Source organism: Brevibacillus schisleri, assembly GCF_055685845.1.
The window spans coordinates 1,749,283-1,765,407 of the sequence record NZ_JBVNDM010000001.1; the positions used below are offsets into that span (position 1 = coordinate 1,749,283).

Annotated in this window: 17 protein-coding genes; 15 read left to right on the plus strand and 2 right to left on the minus strand. The window is 47.4% G+C overall.

The features are described from left to right. Positions 1-3: 3 nt before the first annotated feature. The gene (locus ACUUHJ_RS08825) at positions 4-570 is read right to left on the minus strand and encodes a YqaA family protein (RefSeq protein WP_289676936.1); all 567 of its coding nucleotides are present in this window, start codon (positions 568-570) and stop codon (positions 4-6) included. A 240-nt stretch (positions 571-810) separates the two neighbouring features. Between ACUUHJ_RS08825 and ACUUHJ_RS08830 the strand changes: the two genes are divergently transcribed. From ACUUHJ_RS08830 to ACUUHJ_RS08875, 10 genes are all read left to right on the plus strand, one after another. Next, positions 811-1,035 (plus strand): hypothetical protein, encoded by a 225-nt coding sequence (locus ACUUHJ_RS08830; RefSeq protein WP_012685327.1) that lies wholly within the window; start codon positions 811-813, stop codon positions 1,033-1,035. A gap of 146 nt (positions 1,036-1,181) precedes the next feature. After that, positions 1,182-2,288, plus strand: coding sequence for a cyclic dehypoxanthinyl futalosine synthase (mqnC, locus tag ACUUHJ_RS08835; protein ID WP_472298712.1), 1,107 nt, complete (start codon positions 1,182-1,184; stop codon positions 2,286-2,288). Positions 2,289-2,477: 189 nt separating this feature from the next. Beyond that, positions 2,478-3,398: a putative sporulation protein YtxC gene (ytxC, locus tag ACUUHJ_RS08840; protein WP_289676938.1), complete on the plus strand. Its 921-nt coding sequence runs from the start codon at positions 2,478-2,480 to the stop codon at positions 3,396-3,398. A gap of 321 nt (positions 3,399-3,719) precedes the next feature. Continuing rightward, positions 3,720-5,633, plus strand: coding sequence for a threonine--tRNA ligase (gene thrS, locus ACUUHJ_RS08845; RefSeq protein ID WP_472298713.1), 1,914 nt, complete (start codon positions 3,720-3,722; stop codon positions 5,631-5,633). Positions 5,634-5,782: 149 nt separating this feature from the next. Further along, the gene (locus tag ACUUHJ_RS08850) at positions 5,783-7,837 is read left to right on the plus strand and encodes a methyl-accepting chemotaxis protein (RefSeq protein WP_234127409.1); all 2,055 of its coding nucleotides are present in this window, start codon (positions 5,783-5,785) and stop codon (positions 7,835-7,837) included. A 212-nt stretch (positions 7,838-8,049) separates the two neighbouring features. Further along, complete coding sequence (gene moaA, locus ACUUHJ_RS08855) at positions 8,050-9,069, plus strand: GTP 3',8-cyclase MoaA (protein WP_289676941.1); 1,020 nt, start codon at positions 8,050-8,052, stop codon at positions 9,067-9,069. A gap of 266 nt (positions 9,070-9,335) precedes the next feature. Further along, the gene (infC, locus tag ACUUHJ_RS08860) at positions 9,336-9,842 is read left to right on the plus strand and encodes a translation initiation factor IF-3 (protein ID WP_035984450.1); all 507 of its coding nucleotides are present in this window, start codon (positions 9,336-9,338) and stop codon (positions 9,840-9,842) included. Between the two features lie 30 nt (positions 9,843-9,872). Then, positions 9,873-10,070, plus strand: coding sequence for a 50S ribosomal protein L35 (gene rpmI / locus ACUUHJ_RS08865; RefSeq protein ID WP_012685334.1), 198 nt, complete (start codon positions 9,873-9,875; stop codon positions 10,068-10,070). A 91-nt stretch (positions 10,071-10,161) separates the two neighbouring features. Then, positions 10,162-10,521 carry a 50S ribosomal protein L20 gene (rplT, locus tag ACUUHJ_RS08870; protein WP_289676942.1) on the plus strand — a complete coding sequence of 120 codons (360 nt, stop codon included), beginning with the start codon at positions 10,162-10,164 and terminating at the stop codon, positions 10,519-10,521. A 158-nt stretch (positions 10,522-10,679) separates the two neighbouring features. Then, on the plus strand, positions 10,680-11,045 hold the full coding sequence (locus ACUUHJ_RS08875) for a hypothetical protein (protein WP_041749316.1): 366 nt from the start codon (positions 10,680-10,682) through the stop codon (positions 11,043-11,045). Positions 11,046-11,110: 65 nt separating this feature from the next. Here ACUUHJ_RS08875 and ACUUHJ_RS08880 read toward each other — a convergent pair whose 3' ends face one another. Then, positions 11,111-11,797: a LuxR C-terminal-related transcriptional regulator gene (locus ACUUHJ_RS08880; protein ID WP_289676944.1), complete on the minus strand. Its 687-nt coding sequence runs from the start codon at positions 11,795-11,797 to the stop codon at positions 11,111-11,113. 213 nt (positions 11,798-12,010) lie between these two features. Here ACUUHJ_RS08880 and ACUUHJ_RS08885 point away from each other — a divergent pair, with 213 nt between their 5' ends. From ACUUHJ_RS08885 to sat, 5 genes are all read left to right on the plus strand, one after another. Further along, entirely contained in the window at positions 12,011-12,904 is an 894-nt protein-coding gene (locus ACUUHJ_RS08885) for a R2-like ligand-binding oxidase (protein ID WP_256973727.1), read from the plus strand. A gap of 176 nt (positions 12,905-13,080) precedes the next feature. After that, the gene (locus tag ACUUHJ_RS08890) at positions 13,081-13,335 is read left to right on the plus strand and encodes a hypothetical protein (RefSeq protein ID WP_472298714.1); all 255 of its coding nucleotides are present in this window, start codon (positions 13,081-13,083) and stop codon (positions 13,333-13,335) included. 160 nt (positions 13,336-13,495) lie between these two features. Then, on the plus strand, positions 13,496-13,729 hold the full coding sequence (locus ACUUHJ_RS08895; protein ID WP_016739055.1) for a hypothetical protein: 234 nt from the start codon (positions 13,496-13,498) through the stop codon (positions 13,727-13,729). A gap of 212 nt (positions 13,730-13,941) precedes the next feature. After that, a complete protein-coding gene (locus tag ACUUHJ_RS08900; protein WP_472298715.1) occupies positions 13,942-14,643 on the plus strand; it encodes a phosphoadenylyl-sulfate reductase in 702 nt (233 codons plus the stop codon). Then, positions 14,625-15,764, plus strand: coding sequence for a sulfate adenylyltransferase (gene sat / locus ACUUHJ_RS08905; protein WP_472298716.1), 1,140 nt, complete (start codon positions 14,625-14,627; stop codon positions 15,762-15,764). Before ACUUHJ_RS08900 ends, sat begins: the two co-directional genes overlap by 19 nt. Positions 15,765-16,125 lie beyond the last annotated feature (361 nt).

A 16,125-nucleotide genomic window follows, 5' to 3' on the forward strand; every position in this document is an offset into this window, starting at 1 on the left:
TTTTTATGCGTACCGCTTGCGGCGCATGCTCCAAATAAACCAGGCCGCAGCAACCACTGCTGCTACCGCTAGCAGCGTGATCTCGAAGTATTCATCGATCAGAACCTTTGCGTGATTTCCGTATAAATAAAACAAGGTGCCAATCAAGAAAAACTTCAATCCCCGCCCGATGATCGCATAAAACATGAGCTTGGTCAGCGAGTAATTGAATACACCTGAGAGCACAGTGAAAACCTTGAAAGGAATGGGGGTAAAAGCTCCAATCAGTACGGCAGCATCCCCGTTTTTTGCGAATTTTTCCGTCGCTACGATAACCCATTTTTCAGGGAGAATCTTGTGCAAAAGTGGTTTTCCCAGCCATCTCCCCAACAAAAATCCGATGGGAGCGCCGAGGACGGAAGCAGTAAAGGCTACTGTCGCAAACTGAATCGCTGAGCCTGGATTCAGCAGACTCATCGCAATTTGCATAAAAAACGGAGGAATTGGACTGATAAATGAGTCCAAAAATGCCATGGCCGCGAGTCCCCACATCCCATATTGCATGAATAGCTGTGTGATATGTTCGAGCATGAGCATCTCCTTACGGGGTTTTTTCTATTGTAGCCATCTTATGCCACTTTGTCCAAAGAAAGACCACAACGGAAGTGAGATGACGTGAGGAAAAACGAGGAAATAGGGCGATTGGCAGCTATCACATTCCAAAAGCTCTAGGTCGAATATTGGTAATGAAGTCCTTGCTTTTTCATTGACGCTAGGAAAGATTATCCACTAAAATGTAGGGAAACAGGACAAACATCATGGGAGGAACCAATGAAAACATTGGGTTCGGGAAAAGTCGTTTTCTATGCACCAAACGGGACTAACTTGCAAGTATCAGGGGAAATTGACGTACGTGGTGATCGGGTATCCATAACAGAAATCATCTATTTTAATGGAAAACCAAACGGAGCGCGCGAAACGAATTTGCCATTAGCGCAAACCGTGATTTACTGGGAGCCAGAAGTGTACGAACAGATTGGATATGAAGAAGAATAAGAATCTTTGCGATTCCAAGCCCTGTCTCTTGCAGGGTTTTTTCGCGTATGGTGGTGTATCTGCCAGCACCTCGGGCTATAGCCGATGTCCGGGTATTGTGTTATGATGTGGGATGGAATTTACGTATGGTACAAGGAGTGATCCTTATGATCGATTCTATATTGGAACGTGCTCTCGCAGGTGAACGCCTGGGTCTCGAAGACGGTCTGGCTTTGTTTGCGAGCAATGAAATCGAAAAGATCGGACATTACGCTAATCTGGTTATGCAGAAGCATCATCCAGATCCGATTGCGACTTTTGTCATTAGTCGCAACGTCAATTACACGAACGTATGTGACACGTATTGCCGTTTTTGTGCCTTTTACCGTCCCCCAGGCTCTTCTGAAGGATACGTTCTTCCCAGAGAGACTATTTTCGAAAAGATTCAGGAGACCGTTGATGTAGGCGGTACAGAAATCTTGATGCAAGGTGGCACCAATCCTGATCTAAAGCTGGATTATTACACCGACCTCTTGCGTGCGATCAAAGAGCGCTTCCCGCAGATTACGATGCACTCTCTGTCTGTGGCGGAAGTGATGAAAATCGCGGAAGTTTCCAACATGTCTGTCGAGGAAGTGCTGAAAGAGCTGAAGGCAGCAGGTCTCGATTCCTTGCCGGGAGCGGGTGGCGAAATTCTCGATGATCGTACACGTCGGAAGATTTCCCGTTTGAAGGGCTCTTGGACTGAGTGGATTGATACCCAAAAAGCCGCACACCGTGCAGGCTTGCCTGGTACAGCTACCATGGTTATTGGTTTTGGAGAAGAGATGGAAGAGCGCGTACTTTCTCTGTTGCGCATCCGCGATGCACAAGATGAGACAGGCGGATTCAAAGCGTTCATCGTCTGGACCTTCCAACCGGACAACACCAACATGAAGGCTGTCAACAACACGCCGGAGGAATACTTAAAAACACTGGCAATCAGCCGCCTTATACTGGATAATATCGAAAACTTCCAATCTTCTTGGGTGACAATGGGTCCGCATTACGGTCAGCTTTCTCTCTCTTATGGAGCGAACGATTTCGGCCAAACGATGATGGAAGAAAATGTTGTTTCCGCAGCAGCATGTACGTACAAGGTCAACACGAACCAAATTTTGGACCTCATTCGTGGCGCAGGCAAAATTCCAGCACAGCGCAACACACAATATGACATCCTGCGCGTTTTCAAAGACGGCGAGATGGCAGAACGTGATTTTGTCATGCAAAACTAAAAAAAAATACATCCAAAAAACGCTTCTCTGTCCCCTGTTAACAAAGGGAAACCGGCAGGGAAGCGTTTTTTTGTATTTTAATCAGGAACTTTTTACCTGCAACCTTCCCTGAGTTTCCAACCGTTTAAAAGTATATCGCTCCTGACGGGACATATACTGTAACTACAATGGCGGGTTGGGGGGATGGTTATGCAGACGTTTCGCGTATTGCTGGAGAATGTCCCTGAGCATTGTGACACGTATCGGGCTATCGTAAATGAGATGACGGAGCGGGTCAACACTGCACCGGTGCGCATTACATACAGGGAGCAAGAAGAGAATGGATACCTCTTGTTCTACTTTCAAAGCTGGTGTGAGAGTGAATATGACGCGCAGACCATCGATTGGGCAAGAGCCTTCGTTGCTCTTACATTAGCCGAATGGGTCATTCAGGTGAAGGAACCGAAAATTATGGAAGAAATGGCCGCAGACTTACTCGCTGCCGAACAGATGGAAAGCGAGTGGACTGAGATTTTTCCTTATATTCAACGCATGTGCCAAGAAGTCGAGCTGGATGGCGGGGAACTGTTAACGGCTACGACACGTAAGGCAAACGTATATCGCAATGTCTTCACCTATCTGGAGTGGGAGAGAACGATCAACGTATTGGGTTTCATCCGCTTTCGACTGCAGGAGCATTGGAACGAGCTGTTCGAACTCGTGGAAACGGGCATTGATGAATATCTGGAAGACAAGCAATACCAAGAGTTTGTCGAACTGCTGCGCTACTTCATTGCTGTACAGGAAACCAAGCAGGAAATCGTTCATGTCGTTCCTAGTGTGGACAAACCTTTCCATCTTTATGATAAAAAAGGGGATCGTCTTTGGCTTGAACAGTTGGATACTGTTCTGAACATGGACGAACAAAAATGCCGTGACGAGGATTATTTGGTCAGTGCTTTGGTTACACTGGCTCCTGAGAGTATCGTGCTCCATATGGCTTCGGAAAAGCCTGGGCTTGTACAGACGATCCGCAGTATTTTTGACGGTCGGCTCATTACTTGCCACTCTTGTTCCCTTTGTCTATCCGAGCGACGTGTACTTGACGGGAATAATCCCTCTAAACTATAATAGCAACAACAACTTTACATCGCTTATAAATACGATGAGAAGGACACAGACAATAGTTAGGACGCTCTAGAGAGGCGGGCCACAGGCTGGAAGCTCGCTGCGAACTGTTATTGATCTACCACCTTCGAGTAGCTGCCGGGAACGAAGCGTAGGCTTTTACTATCGGTATGCCGGTTAGATACCGTTACATGGAATGAGGAGTCTGTTTTTGTGAGCAGACTTGAAGTAGGGTGGTAACACGAGAACACACTCGTCCCTTTTTGGGGATGGGTGTTTTTTTATTTTCTCAACCAAAACAGATACAGGAAGGAAGAATCCACAGTGGCACAAATTCATGTTACTTTCCCAGATGGCGCCGTTCGTCAATACGACGCTGGGATTACTATCGAAGACATCGCAGGCTCCATTAGCTCTAGCCTGAAGAAAAAGGCAGTAGCTGGTAAAAAAGACGGCAAGGTTGTTGATCTGTACACAGAACTCACAGATGACGCAGCGATTGAAATCGTTACCCTCGATTCTGCCGACGGGTTGGAAGTATACCGCCACAGTACAGCTCACTTGCTCGCTCAAGCGGTAAAACGTATTTACGGCGCTGAAGTGAAGTTCGGAATCGGTCCTGTGATCGAAGATGGCTTCTACTACGACATGGATATTCCGGTTTCCCTTTCCCCGGAGGATTTGGGCAAAATCGAAGCAGAAATGGAAAAAATCGTGAAGGAAGACCTGCCGATTCGTCGCAAAGTTGTAAGCCGCGAAGAAGCAACTGCGATTTTCCAAGAACTGAACGATCATCTGAAGCTGGAGCTGATTCGCGACCTGCCAGAGGATGCGACTATCACATTGTATGAGCAAGGCGAATTTTTCGACCTCTGTCGTGGACCGCACTTGCCGTCTACTGGCTACATCAAAGCATTCAAGCTGATGAGCGTGGCAGGTGCATACTGGCGCGGAAAAGCAGAAAACCAAGTTCTGCAACGCGTATATGGTACAGCTTGGCCGAAAAAAGCAGACATGGATGAATATCTGCACTTCATCGAAGAAGCGAAAAAGCGCGATCACCGCAAATTGGGTAAAGAACTGGGCCTGTTCATGTTCTCCGAGGAAGCACCAGGTATGCCGTTCTACCTGCCAAAAGGCTTCACTGTTCGCAACGAGCTGGAGCAATTCTCCCGCCGTCTGCAACAATTGGCACAATACACAGAAGTGCGCTCTCCGTTCCTCATGAACGAGCGCCTCTGGAAAGAATCCGGTCACTGGGATCACTACAAAGAGAACATGTACTTCTCTGAAGTAGATAACGCGACTTACGCCTTGAAGCCAATGAACTGCCCAGGTCACATGCTGATCTATAAAAACGAGATGCATTCGTACCGTGACCTGCCGATCCGTTACTCTGAGTTCGGGCAAGTTCACCGTCATGAGTACTCCGGGGCGTTGAATGGAATGCTGCGGGTGCGTACCTTCTGCCAGGATGACGCGCACGTGTTTGTCCGTCCTGATCAGATCGCGAGCGAAATCAAAGGCATGATCACTTTGATTGACAGCATCTACAAGGTATTTGGCTTCGAATACAGTGTGGCTCTGTCCACTCGTCCAGAAGATTCCATGGGCTCTGATGAGCTGTGGGAAGCAGCAGAAAGCTCTCTGAAAAGAGTGTTGGAAGAGCTTGGTATGGCCTATGAAATCAAAGACGGAGACGGTGCGTTCTACGGACCGAAGATCGACTTCCAAATTACCGACGCGCTGAAACGCCGTCACCAATGTGGAACGATCCAACTGGACTTCCAAATGCCTGAGAAATTTGACCTGACTTATGTTGGTCAAGACAATGAGAAGCATCGTCCAGTTGTTTTGCACCGTGCGATGTACGGCTCCATGGAGCGCTTTATCGGTATCCTGATCGAGCACTACGCAGGTGCATTCCCGATTTGGCTGACACCAATCCAAGCACGCATCATGAACATCAGCGAAGTGCACATGCCATATGCAGAACAAGTAAGAGAAAAACTGCAACAAGCTGGCATTCGTGTAGAACTGGATGGCCGCAATGAGAAAATCGGCTACAAAATCCGTGAAGCACAAGTTGAAAAAATCCCGTACATGCTGGTCATCGGTGAAAAAGAGGTGGCTGACGGTACACTGTCCGTCCGCAAACGCGGAGTGGGCGATGAAGGCGCGATGACAGTGGATGCGTTTGTAGAGAAAATCCGCGCTGAAATCAATGAAATGAAGTAAGAGCGTTTAGAAGTAGAGCCGCCCTGAAGTTTCGGGCGGCTTTTTTTTCAGTAAACGTTTACTTGACACGTTTACTAGGTAAAAAGAACGGGAAAAGGATGTAGAGTAAGTATCCTAATCGACATCAAGAAGAACAGCGGGGGATTCCCATGCGGGTAAGCATTAAGCAAAGACTGATAGCAGCATTTCTTGCCATTATTTTAATTCCGATTGGGGTGATTAGCTCATTTGTATACGTCAGTATGGAGGAGCGAATCCAGTCTTATTTTATTGAATCCTCGACTAAAGAAGTGGCTCAGGTAGACAACGCGATTAACTTGTATTTCGACTCGATTCGTGAAAACGTCAACCTGATAGCAGGCAGTCCCTTACTAAAGAGTGCAGATAACACCATCACGACGTATATGGACAAACCAACCAAAACCAAGCATACCCCCCTGCAAAATGGCGGGGTAGAGGCCGCTATTTTTCAAGATTTCCTGCGATTTGTCGATTCTCATCCGAATACTGCCTTTATTTATTTAGCGACCAAATACGGGGGATACATACAGTGGCCGACAGATGATGTCATCGCGAATTACGATCCGCGTACAAGGGATTGGTACAAAAAACCAATGGAAAATCCCGGAAAAGTGATTACAACAGATCCTTATCTCTATTTGGGCGACAACAGTATCGTGATCAGTAACGTGACGACATTAAAGGATGACAAAGGTGAACCATTGGGCGTTGTTGGACTGGATGTGAATTTAAAAGGGCTTACCGATATTTTGAAAGAAATTAAGATTGGGAAAACGGGTTATCTCATGCTGGTGGGCAAAGACGGAACGATTTTAGCTGATCCCAAGAACCCCGAGCTCAACTCGAAAAACCTGAAAGATACGCAAATTCCTGAATTGGCCGCTATTGCAGAGAATACCCCCAGCAGCTTTGCGGTCACGATGAACGATACCGAGTATTTGGCGAACGTCTTTACTTCCAACAAAACCGGTTGGAAATATATTTCGTTTATCGAAAAAGCTGAGCTCTCTGCTGAAGCCAATCAAATCGGTTTCACCATTGGGGCATTAAGTATTTTGTTTGCTTTACTAGCGGCTGTTGCTTCCGTTCTTTTCTCGCACAAATTTACCAAGCCATTACTTGCCATCGTTGACCAGATTGCACAGATCGGTCGTGGTGACTTTACCGCGGAATTGCCCAAAAACCTTTTGGATAGAAAAGACGAAATCGGCATGCTTGGTCATAGCATTCAGGTGATGCAAGTATCCATCCAAGGACTTATTCGAGAAGTCCAAAAAGCGGTGAACACCCTCTCTACTTCGTCAGACAACATATCGGTTCGCATGGCGGACAATGTAGATACTGCGAATAAAATATCTACCACGATACAGGAAGTAGCGAGCGGGGCGCAAAATCAGCTCCGAGGTACGGAAGAATCCGCAAGAGCGATGGAAGAAATGTCGATTGGCATCCAACGTGTGGCGGAGACAACCTCCATTATCTCGGAATCATCTACAAGTACGGCGGATGAAGCGCAGCTAGGAAACCAGTCGATCCAAAAGGCTATCCAGCAAATGGACTCCATCCGTGGCTCTGTGGAGCATTCTGTATCCGTCGTCAAGCAATTGGGTGAGCGTTCCAAAGAAATTGTGCAAATCATTGACGTGATAACAGGAATTGCCTCTCAAACGAATCTGCTTGCTCTGAACGCAGCCATTGAAGCTGCTCGTGCGGGAGAGCATGGACGAGGTTTTGCTGTCGTAGCAGATGAAGTGAGAAAGCTCGCAGAACAATCTGATGAGTCTGCTCGACAAATCGCCAACCTGATTCAGGAGATCCAAACAGATACGAACATGGCAGTCAACTCGATGGATTCCGTCAATCAGGATGTTCAGGTTGGATTGTCTACTGTACTGGAGTCAGGAGAAGCCTTCCAACGCATCCTGCAAGAAATTCAACAGATAACCGATCAAATTCAAGAGGTATCTGCTGTCTCTGAACAGATGTCTGCTGGATCGGAACAAGTAGCAGCATCTGTGGACGAGACTGCCCAAATTGCAAGGGTTTCAGCGCACAATGCTGAAAATCTGGCGGCTTCCTCCAAAGGTCAGTTGGCCACAATGGAAGAGTTTGCCGTTTCATTTGAATCATTGAACCAGATGGCTCGCGAACTGGAAAGAATGATTCGCAAATTTAAGATATAAGAATGCATAGCGGGAAGAGTACGAATGTCAGGAGGAATTCGTACTCTTTTTTTGCAAAGCGAACCCATTTATTCCACAATGTGCTGTTTGCGTTTGAAAATTTGGCGATTTCGATTTAAGATAATAGACTGGAACGAAGTCGAAATACGGTATGATGAAGATGAAGGGGAAAAGGAAAAGTCGTCCTATAGATAAAAGGAGAGTGAACAGCTATGCCAGATAAAGTGCTTGATTTACGGAACCGTCCTCTCCGAGATTTACGAATATCTGTCACCGATAAATGTAATTTTCGTTGCCGTTATTGCATGCCTGCTGATATTTTTGGACCGGATTTTGAGTTTTTGCCGCAAAGCAAGTTGCTGACCTTTGAGGAAATTACCCGTTTGACCCAGATCTTTACTTCGCTTGGAGTCGGGAAAATCCGCATTACCGGCGGAGAGCCATTAATGCGCCGAAATTTGCCTGAATTGATTCGAATGATACGTGAAGTAGAAGGCGTTCAAGATATTGCGATGACGACTAACGGCTCTCTCTTGTCCCGCCATGCGCAAGCACTAAAAGAAGCGGGTCTGGATCGGGTCACGGTCAGCCTGGATAGCTTGGATAATGAGCGCTTTGGGATGTTGAATGGAAGAGGCTATCAGGTCGATGCTGTGCTGGATGGGATTCGTGTTGCAGCAGATGCCGGGCTTTCGATCAAGATCAACATGGTGGTACAGCGCGGAGTCAATGATCAAGATATTTTGCCGATGGCACGGTACTTCCGTGAGCAAGGGCACACCCTTCGATTTATTGAATTCATGGATGTGGGAAACAGTAACGGCTGGCGGCTGGATCAAGTCGTACCTTCCCGTGAAATTGTGCGTATGATCCATGAAGAGATGCCGTTGGTAGCGGCCGAAGCGAACTACTATGGAGAAGTGGCTTCTCGCTATCGCTATGAGGGATCGGACCAGGAGATCGGGTTGATCTCATCGGTGACCCAAGCTTTTTGCTCCACTTGTACCCGGGCTCGCCTGTCGGCAGAAGGGAAATTGTACAATTGTCTCTTCGCTTCATCCGGAGATGATTTGCGCGAACCAGTCCGCGATGGACGCTCGGATGAAGAGATTCGCGAGCTGATACGTGCGATCTGGGAGCGGCGTGACGTGCGCTACTCGGAGGAACGGCTAAGTGAAACGCCTGGTCTCGCCAAGCGTGAAAAGGTCGAAATGTCCCATATCGGGGGATAATTAGGTATTAGCCTTGACAAAACCCAAGCTACCTTGTAATATAAATTGCGTGTATAAACAACACTTCATACTTCGAGAACAAGCAGAGGCGCCCAGCTTCTCACCTGGGTCGACGTCGTATACGACTGTTGACAGGTAACTCTTACGCAAGGATCCTCGGATCTGATGAAATTGCTTAGGTGAGATATGTGCGGGCGCAGAATGCGTTCGCACATTTTTGTTCCTTCTCGAAATTGACGGGGGTGGCAAGTATTAGCAAGGATCAAATGTTAATTAACGAAGCGATCCGTGCCCGTGAAGTCCGTTTAATCGGTGCTGACGGGAGCCAATTGGGAGTCGTACCTTTTAGGGAAGCATTGCGCATTGCCCAGGAAGCTGAATTGGATCTGGTAAACGTTGCTCCTACAGCCAAGCCGCCTGTATGCCGTATCATGGACTATGGAAAGTTCAAATACGAGCAGGCGAAAAAGGAAAAAGAAGCGCGTAAAAACCAGAAGATCATCGAGCTGAAAGAAGTGCGTTTTTCTTCTAACATCGAGGAACACGATTTTCAAACAAAGCTTCGCAACGTCCGCAAGTTCTTGGAGGATCAACACAAGGTGAAGTGTACGATCCGTTTCCGTGGACGTGAAATCACCCACTCCGAAATTGGACTAGGCGTTATGGAACGTGTAGCTGCCCAGTGTGAAGATCTCGCTACGCCTGAGCGCAAGCCGAAGATCGAGGGCCGCAGCATGATCATGATTCTGGCTCCGAAAGCGGAAAAGCAGTAAGATAGTAGTTTAGACAGGAGGATTTTTCAGATGCCTAAAATGAAAACCAACAAGGCCGCTGCGAAACGTTTCAAAAAGACTGGAAGCGGCCAATTGAAGCGCGACCGTGCGTTTGGTAGCCACTTGTTCGCTAACAAATCGACGAAAGCTAAGCGCCACCTGCGTAAAGCTGCACTCGTTTCCAAAGGCGATCAAAAACGTATTGAGCAAATGCTCACTTACCTGTAAGTTTTTCTTTATTACACACCATTACGCAGCATGAGCTCCCTAAGCGCCTAGTAGTAGGCCGCCATGCTGGAAAGACCAGGAGGAGTTTAGTATGCCAAGAGTAAAAGGTGGCATTGTTACACGCCGTCGTCATAAGAAAATCCTGAAGCTGGCGAAAGGATACTTCGGTTCCAAACATCGCCTGTTTAAATCCGCTAATGCGCAGGTAATGAAATCCCTGCTGTATGCATACCGTGACCGTCGTCAAAAGAAACGTGATTTCCGCAAACTGTGGATCACTCGTATCAACGCACAAGCTCGCATGAACGGTCTGTCCTACAGCCGTTTGATGCACGGCCTGAAAGTTGCTGGCATCGAAGTTAACCGCAAAATGCTGGCTGACTTGGCTGTTAACGACAAAACTGCGTTCAACGAACTGGCAACAGTTGCAAAAAGCAAACTGAACGCTTAATTTTTGAATAGAAGAGCCGATCTTCCCGATTGAGGGCAGGGTCGGCTTTTTTGTTGTGGTCTGGAGCGCAAAATCAAACGAATAGCATCCTACACCTGTCCACACGCTATCAATCTCCTTGTCATATCTTATAGCAAAGATAGAAGGAGGTGAGTGGCATGGCAGAATTACGAGTAAGCCTATGGGCAGGTCGAAACTTTGAAGCTCGTCGTATTCGTTTTCGTAGACGTGGGGTAGCAGTTAGACAGTGTCAGGCTCTTGAATTCAATGACGTACTGTCGAGTTTTCGATTACGAGCAGGGAATAATGGCCGAGTGACACTCGTTCTGTTTTCAGGAACCGCTTATCAAGGCGATTTTCGTGTCTTTCGGGGGAATCGAGATATTGCCAACCTCGGTAATTTTGGCTTCAACAATCGTACCTCGTCGTTCATTTTTGTGGGACGCAATCTGACTACTTCTCAAATCAGGGAGATTCAACGGACGAGAACAGCACCGAGAAACGTGGTAGAAATCAGAACGTAGAAAGAGAAGTTTGAGTCAAAGAAAAAACAACCGAGCTCACATTCGGTTGTTTTTTCTATTTCTATTCAACAAATGATTCGTTGGCGAATAGCGTCTGCCACACCCTGTGCGCGATTTTGTACACCGAGCTTTTTTAAGGCGGACTTGATGTAATCCTGTACGGTAAACTCACTAATTCCCATCCAGTTCGCCATCTCCTTAACGCTTTCGCCCCATGACATTCGCTGCATGACTTCGACTTCTCGGCGTGAGAGCTTGGCGGTTTTAGGGCGAAGAGAGTCGGTTGCCAATACTTTGCCCAGCATCGAACAGTATGCGCTCAAAGATTGTACCAAAGGACGGTTGATGCCAGAACAACCATCCTGATGCCAGGAAATACCGGCGTAGCCGAGTACGTTAGGCCCATAGCTGATAGGGAGAATGAGCGCATAAGGGGCGCCGTACACTAAATGGGGCGGTAACTCACGAATCGCCTCAGAATCTAGTAGTACGGCTCTCTGTTCACGGATCGCCTGCTGGATTAGGGGCATATTGCGCAAGTCTACCCGGATATTTCGGATGGAGCATAACTCTTGGTCAAGAATCGACCATAGTCCCTCACCTGTTTGACTGAGCGTGGAGTAATTGCACAGAATGGCTCCCGTAAAAGGAAAGAGATCCACGAAACCGCGTACAGCAAGCACTAGTTTCTCCTCGTAATATGCCGTTTCTTGGATTCGATCGATGTACATGTTCAGCTCTGGACTGACCATGGAGTGATTGCCACCTCCATTTGAGTGATAAACACCCCCTGATTTTTGGGGATATGAACGACCGTTCAGCCTGACCTATAATCAACCTACAGCGCCTTCATTTTATCAAACCGCAGATTGGAGCGTAAAGAATAGAATTGGTATAAATCAACAACTTCACAACTTCTTTCATTCATTCGAAATAGAAGGCGTATCAGAAAAAAGAAAGGTTGGATGGGGATGAGGAATGGTTTTGTTTCGATCAGCCAAAAAGGATTAGATCAGGAGCTACTGCCATACCAGTTGTATCAAAAAGCGAAGAGATACGGCATTTGGAACCCGCAGGACATTGATTTTACACAAGACCGCGAAGATTACGCGAATATGAATCCAGAGCAGAAGGAAGAAACCTTGGGACGGATTGCTGGTTTTCTTGGTGGGGAAGAGGCTGTCACCCTCGATCTTTTGCCTCTGATCATGGTCATTGCAGAGGAAGGGCGACTGGAGGAAGAAATGTTTTTGACGACCTTCCTCTTTGAAGAGGCCAAGCATACGGAGTTTTTCCGGTTGGTTCTCGACAACATCGGCGAGTCAGGAGACCTGCATCATTTTCACGATGATGTGTACAAGCGAATTTTCCATGAGATCCTGCCGAACGCACTCCATCGTCTATTGACGGATAAAAGCCCCGAAGCCATCGCAGAAGCTTCTACTGTCTACAACATGTTTGTGGAAGGCGTGCTCGCTGAGACAGGTTACTATGCGTTTTACGAAGCACTCAGCAAAACGGGGCTCATGCCTGGTTTGATGCAAGGAATAGGGTATTTGAAGACAGACGAATCGCGGCACATCAGCTACGGAACATTCCTGCTACAGCGATTGATCTGTGAGCATCCGCATATTTACGATGTCATTGCCAAAAAGATGGATGAGTTAGCTCCGATGGCAACTCATCTGTACGACTGGATGGATGACCCACAAGGGGTGAGTGCATTCGGAGTGAAGATCACTGATTTGCAGCAGTTTGCGAAAAAGCAACTGAGTGTGCGCATGGAGGTACTTGCCCGAGCAAAAGGACAGACGATTGAAGAGCTGTATAAACATACAAGGACAACGATTGATGTGTAAGCAAAAATGCGATCGAACATATTCGCGTCGTTGTTTATAGAACTAGGCTATGGTCCTAAAGCGGAATCCGCCCAAGGTCTGAGTAAAAAACAACCTTCCGTCCGTGTTAGACAGCCTGGCTGATCCCTTACAATAAAGCCATAAGAGGAAAACATTGGATAGGGAGAGAGATCAAAATGAGAAAACAAAAGTGGATGATGTTAGGAATTACAGCAGTTGTTTGTTCGGCGATGGTCGTGCCAGGGGCGTTTGCCAAAGAGAAAGAAGACGCATATTCCGTGACGAATGCTTTCTTCGCCCCAGCTCCGAACACGACGGCACCAGTAGCCCAGAAAACAGATACCGTAACAGGTACACAAACAACAGGTACGCAAACAGCAGGAAGTGCATTTATTTTCGCTCCAAATGTAAACGAAAAAGAAAAAAACTAATGGGTTAAAGCATCCGAACAGGATGCTTTTTCTTTTAGAAAAAACGAATCCATCTCAAGTCTGAGAAAAAAAACAATCTTTCGTCCGTGTCGAGCAGACTCCCTACTGCCATACAATAAAAAGCGTTACAGGAAAACATTGGATAGGGAGAGAGACATAGATGAGAAAACCAAAATGGATGATGATGGGTGTAACAGCAGTTGTCTGTTCAGCATTGCTCGTGCCAGGAGCGTTTGCAAAAGACAAGGATGATTCTTACACGGTACTACCTTCCTTGGTAACCCCTGGTTCATACGCCGTACCAACGGTTCAAAAAACCGAGGTCAAAAACACGCAACAAACCGGGGCCTCTTTTATTTTCGCCCCCACCGTAAACGAAAAAGAGGAGAAATAAAGCAGAAGAAAGCTGTCAGACCCTGTCTGGCGGCTTTTTTCCTGTGAAAAGCGTCCTCTCTCATCTGGGGATCGAAACATCGCCCGCTTGCATTCAATCAAACGATCATGACCGTTTGGTTTGGGCGAGTTGGATATAGGTGGACGATGCGCCACTTCCAGTCACTAGGCATATGATGGTGGGTGAATCCTAGCAAGAGAGGAGTTTCGCTGATGAGCAATCGCCAGAAAATGGCGGATGAGGAATTACAGGAATGGGCAAGCAGACTGGAGACTCAAGCGCCCCAAGACGTGCTTGTGAACGCCGTAGAAAACTATGCAGCGAGTCTGATTCTAGCTGCCAGCTTTGGTGCTGAAGATGTCGTTTTAATCGACATGCTGCACAAATTGGCTCCCACGATTCCTGTATTTTACCTCGATACCAACATTCATTTTGCTGAAACGTACGATACGCGTGACAAGCTGCAAGTCAGGTACGGCACGACGTTTATTCAAGTGCAGCCACAGGTGACGTTAGCCGAGCAGGCAGAAAAACACGGTGACAAACTGTGGGAGCGAGAACCGAATCTTTGCTGCGAGATTCGGAAGGTAGAGCCATTAAAGCGCGTCCTGTCCAACTATCAGGCGTGGATTACAGGCATTCGCCGCGAGCAATCACCTACTCGAGCGAATACAAAAAAAGTGGAGTGGGACGAAAAATTCAACCTGGTCAAATTCAATCCGCTAGCAGATTGGACGGAGGCCCAGGTGTGGGAATATATCCATGCACATGATGTCCCTTACAATCCATTGCACGACCGGAACTATCCAAGCATTGGCTGCCGAGTATGCACGCGCGCTGTCCTGCCTGGCCAAGATTCCCGGTCGGGACGGTGGGCTGGCTTCGAAAAGACCGAATGCGGTCTGCACAAATGAACAGCGCAGGAGGGAAAGATGTGAAGCAAGCGATTTTGCCGCACGGGATCAAAAAAACCATTATCGTGGACAAATGGACCCTGTCGGACATCGAATGTCTTGCCATCGGAGCATTTTCGCCGTTGACTGGTTTCATGGAAGAGGAGGATTACCACACGGTCGTGGAAACGATGCGTCTGGCCAATGGAGCGATTTGGCCGTTGCCGGTGACATTGGCTGTCGATGCAGATGAGCACGACGATCTTGTGCCTGGCGACAGCATTCTGTTACGTGGGGAAGATGGCGTGGACTATGCGATTTTGCACGTGAAAAGCTGCTTTGTGCCAGATAAAATGCGTGAGGCAGAGCTCGTTTTTCGCACGGTGGATCTCGCTCACCCCGGTGTGAAAAAGCTGTTTGAAAAGCCAAACCTATACGTGGGTGGGCCTGTAGAAATTCTGCAAAAGCCACAGCCTGAGCGCTTCTCTGATTTTTATTTGACGCCGGCAGAAACCAGAAAAAGATTTCGAGAAAATGGCTGGAAAACGGTGGTTGGTTTCCAAACGCGCAATCCCGTTCACCGGGCGCATGAGTATATTCAAAAAGCCGCATTGGAGATTGTCGATGGCCTTTTTCTCAACCCATTGATGGGGGAAACGAAATCTGACGATGTTCCTGCACAAGTACGAATGAAAAGCTATCTCGCCCTTCTGGAAAATTACTATCCACACAACCGTGTACTGCTCGGTGCTTTTCCGGCTGCTATGCGATATGCAGGTCCGCGTGAGGCGGTGTTCCACGCATTGGTACGAAAAAATTACGGTTGTACACACTTTATCGTCGGCCGTGATCACGCAGGGGTAGGCGATTACTACGGCACGTATGATGCGCAGCACATCTTTTCCGAGTTTGCGCCTGGCGAGCTCGGTATCCAGCTGCTCTTTTTTGAGCACAGCTTTTACTGCAACGTCTGCCAAGGGATGGCGACGACCAAGACATGCCCACATGACAGAGATTCTCATATGACGTTATCGGGAACAAAAGTGAGGGAAATGTTGAGAAACGGGATGACGCCACCTCCGGAATTTACACGTCCGGAAGTCGCAATGATTTTGATTGAGGGATTAAAAGCTCCGCAATAAAACGGAACCGGAAGAGCAGGAGAGGGACGGCAAAGCTGTTCTTTTTCCGTTGCAAAAACTGGACAAGTTTGGTGATAACGTCTCGACGTTTTTCATAAAAGTATACGCGACCGCTTGCGGTCAACAAAACGGTTTTGACCGCTTTATTGTATCCGCTTTCACGCAAAAACCGCGCTGTAAAGCCATTTCCAACTGAGCATTCGTTCGGACGAAAGTCCAGTAAAATCTTTTTGTTTTCGTTGACACCCCCTAGGTGCCTAGCTATAATCAGACGTAACACTTTATTCTGACAACAACAATATTGAAAATATTTTTTAAATAGCAGGCTATGACGAGGACGGTGCGCGTTTCCCCTTTTACA

Bases quoted from the DNA above. Each gene is read 5' to 3' on its own strand.
- ytxC (WP_289676938.1), top strand. From the start codon at position 2,478: ATGCAGACGTTTCGCGTATTGCTGGAGAATGTCCCTGAGCATTGTGAC.
- mqnC (WP_472298712.1), top strand. From the start codon at position 1,182: ATGATCGATTCTATATTGGAACGTGCTCTCGCAGGTGAACGCCTGGGT.
- infC (WP_035984450.1), top strand. From the start codon at position 9,336: ATGTTAATTAACGAAGCGATCCGTGCCCGTGAAGTCCGTTTAATCGGT.
- ACUUHJ_RS08895 (WP_016739055.1), top strand. From the start codon at position 13,496: ATGAGAAAACCAAAATGGATGATGATGGGTGTAACAGCAGTTGTCTGT.
- rplT (WP_289676942.1), top strand. From the start codon at position 10,162: ATGCCAAGAGTAAAAGGTGGCATTGTTACACGCCGTCGTCATAAGAAA.
- ACUUHJ_RS08850 (WP_234127409.1), top strand. From the start codon at position 5,783: ATGCGGGTAAGCATTAAGCAAAGACTGATAGCAGCATTTCTTGCCATT.
- ACUUHJ_RS08825 (WP_289676936.1), bottom strand. From the start codon at position 570: ATGCTCGAACATATCACACAGCTATTCATGCAATATGGGATGTGGGGA.
- ACUUHJ_RS08875 (WP_041749316.1), top strand. From the start codon at position 10,680: ATGGCAGAATTACGAGTAAGCCTATGGGCAGGTCGAAACTTTGAAGCT.
- ACUUHJ_RS08880 (WP_289676944.1), bottom strand. From the start codon at position 11,797: ATGGTCAGTCCAGAGCTGAACATGTACATCGATCGAATCCAAGAAACG.
- ACUUHJ_RS08890 (WP_472298714.1), top strand. From the start codon at position 13,081: ATGAGAAAACAAAAGTGGATGATGTTAGGAATTACAGCAGTTGTTTGT.
- moaA (WP_289676941.1), top strand. From the start codon at position 8,050: ATGCCAGATAAAGTGCTTGATTTACGGAACCGTCCTCTCCGAGATTTA.
- ACUUHJ_RS08830 (WP_012685327.1), top strand. From the start codon at position 811: ATGAAAACATTGGGTTCGGGAAAAGTCGTTTTCTATGCACCAAACGGG.
- ACUUHJ_RS08885 (WP_256973727.1), top strand. From the start codon at position 12,011: ATGGGGATGAGGAATGGTTTTGTTTCGATCAGCCAAAAAGGATTAGAT.
- ACUUHJ_RS08900 (WP_472298715.1), top strand. From the start codon at position 13,942: ATGAGCAATCGCCAGAAAATGGCGGATGAGGAATTACAGGAATGGGCA.
- rpmI (WP_012685334.1), top strand. From the start codon at position 9,873: ATGCCTAAAATGAAAACCAACAAGGCCGCTGCGAAACGTTTCAAAAAG.
- sat (WP_472298716.1), top strand. From the start codon at position 14,625: ATGCGGTCTGCACAAATGAACAGCGCAGGAGGGAAAGATGTGAAGCAA.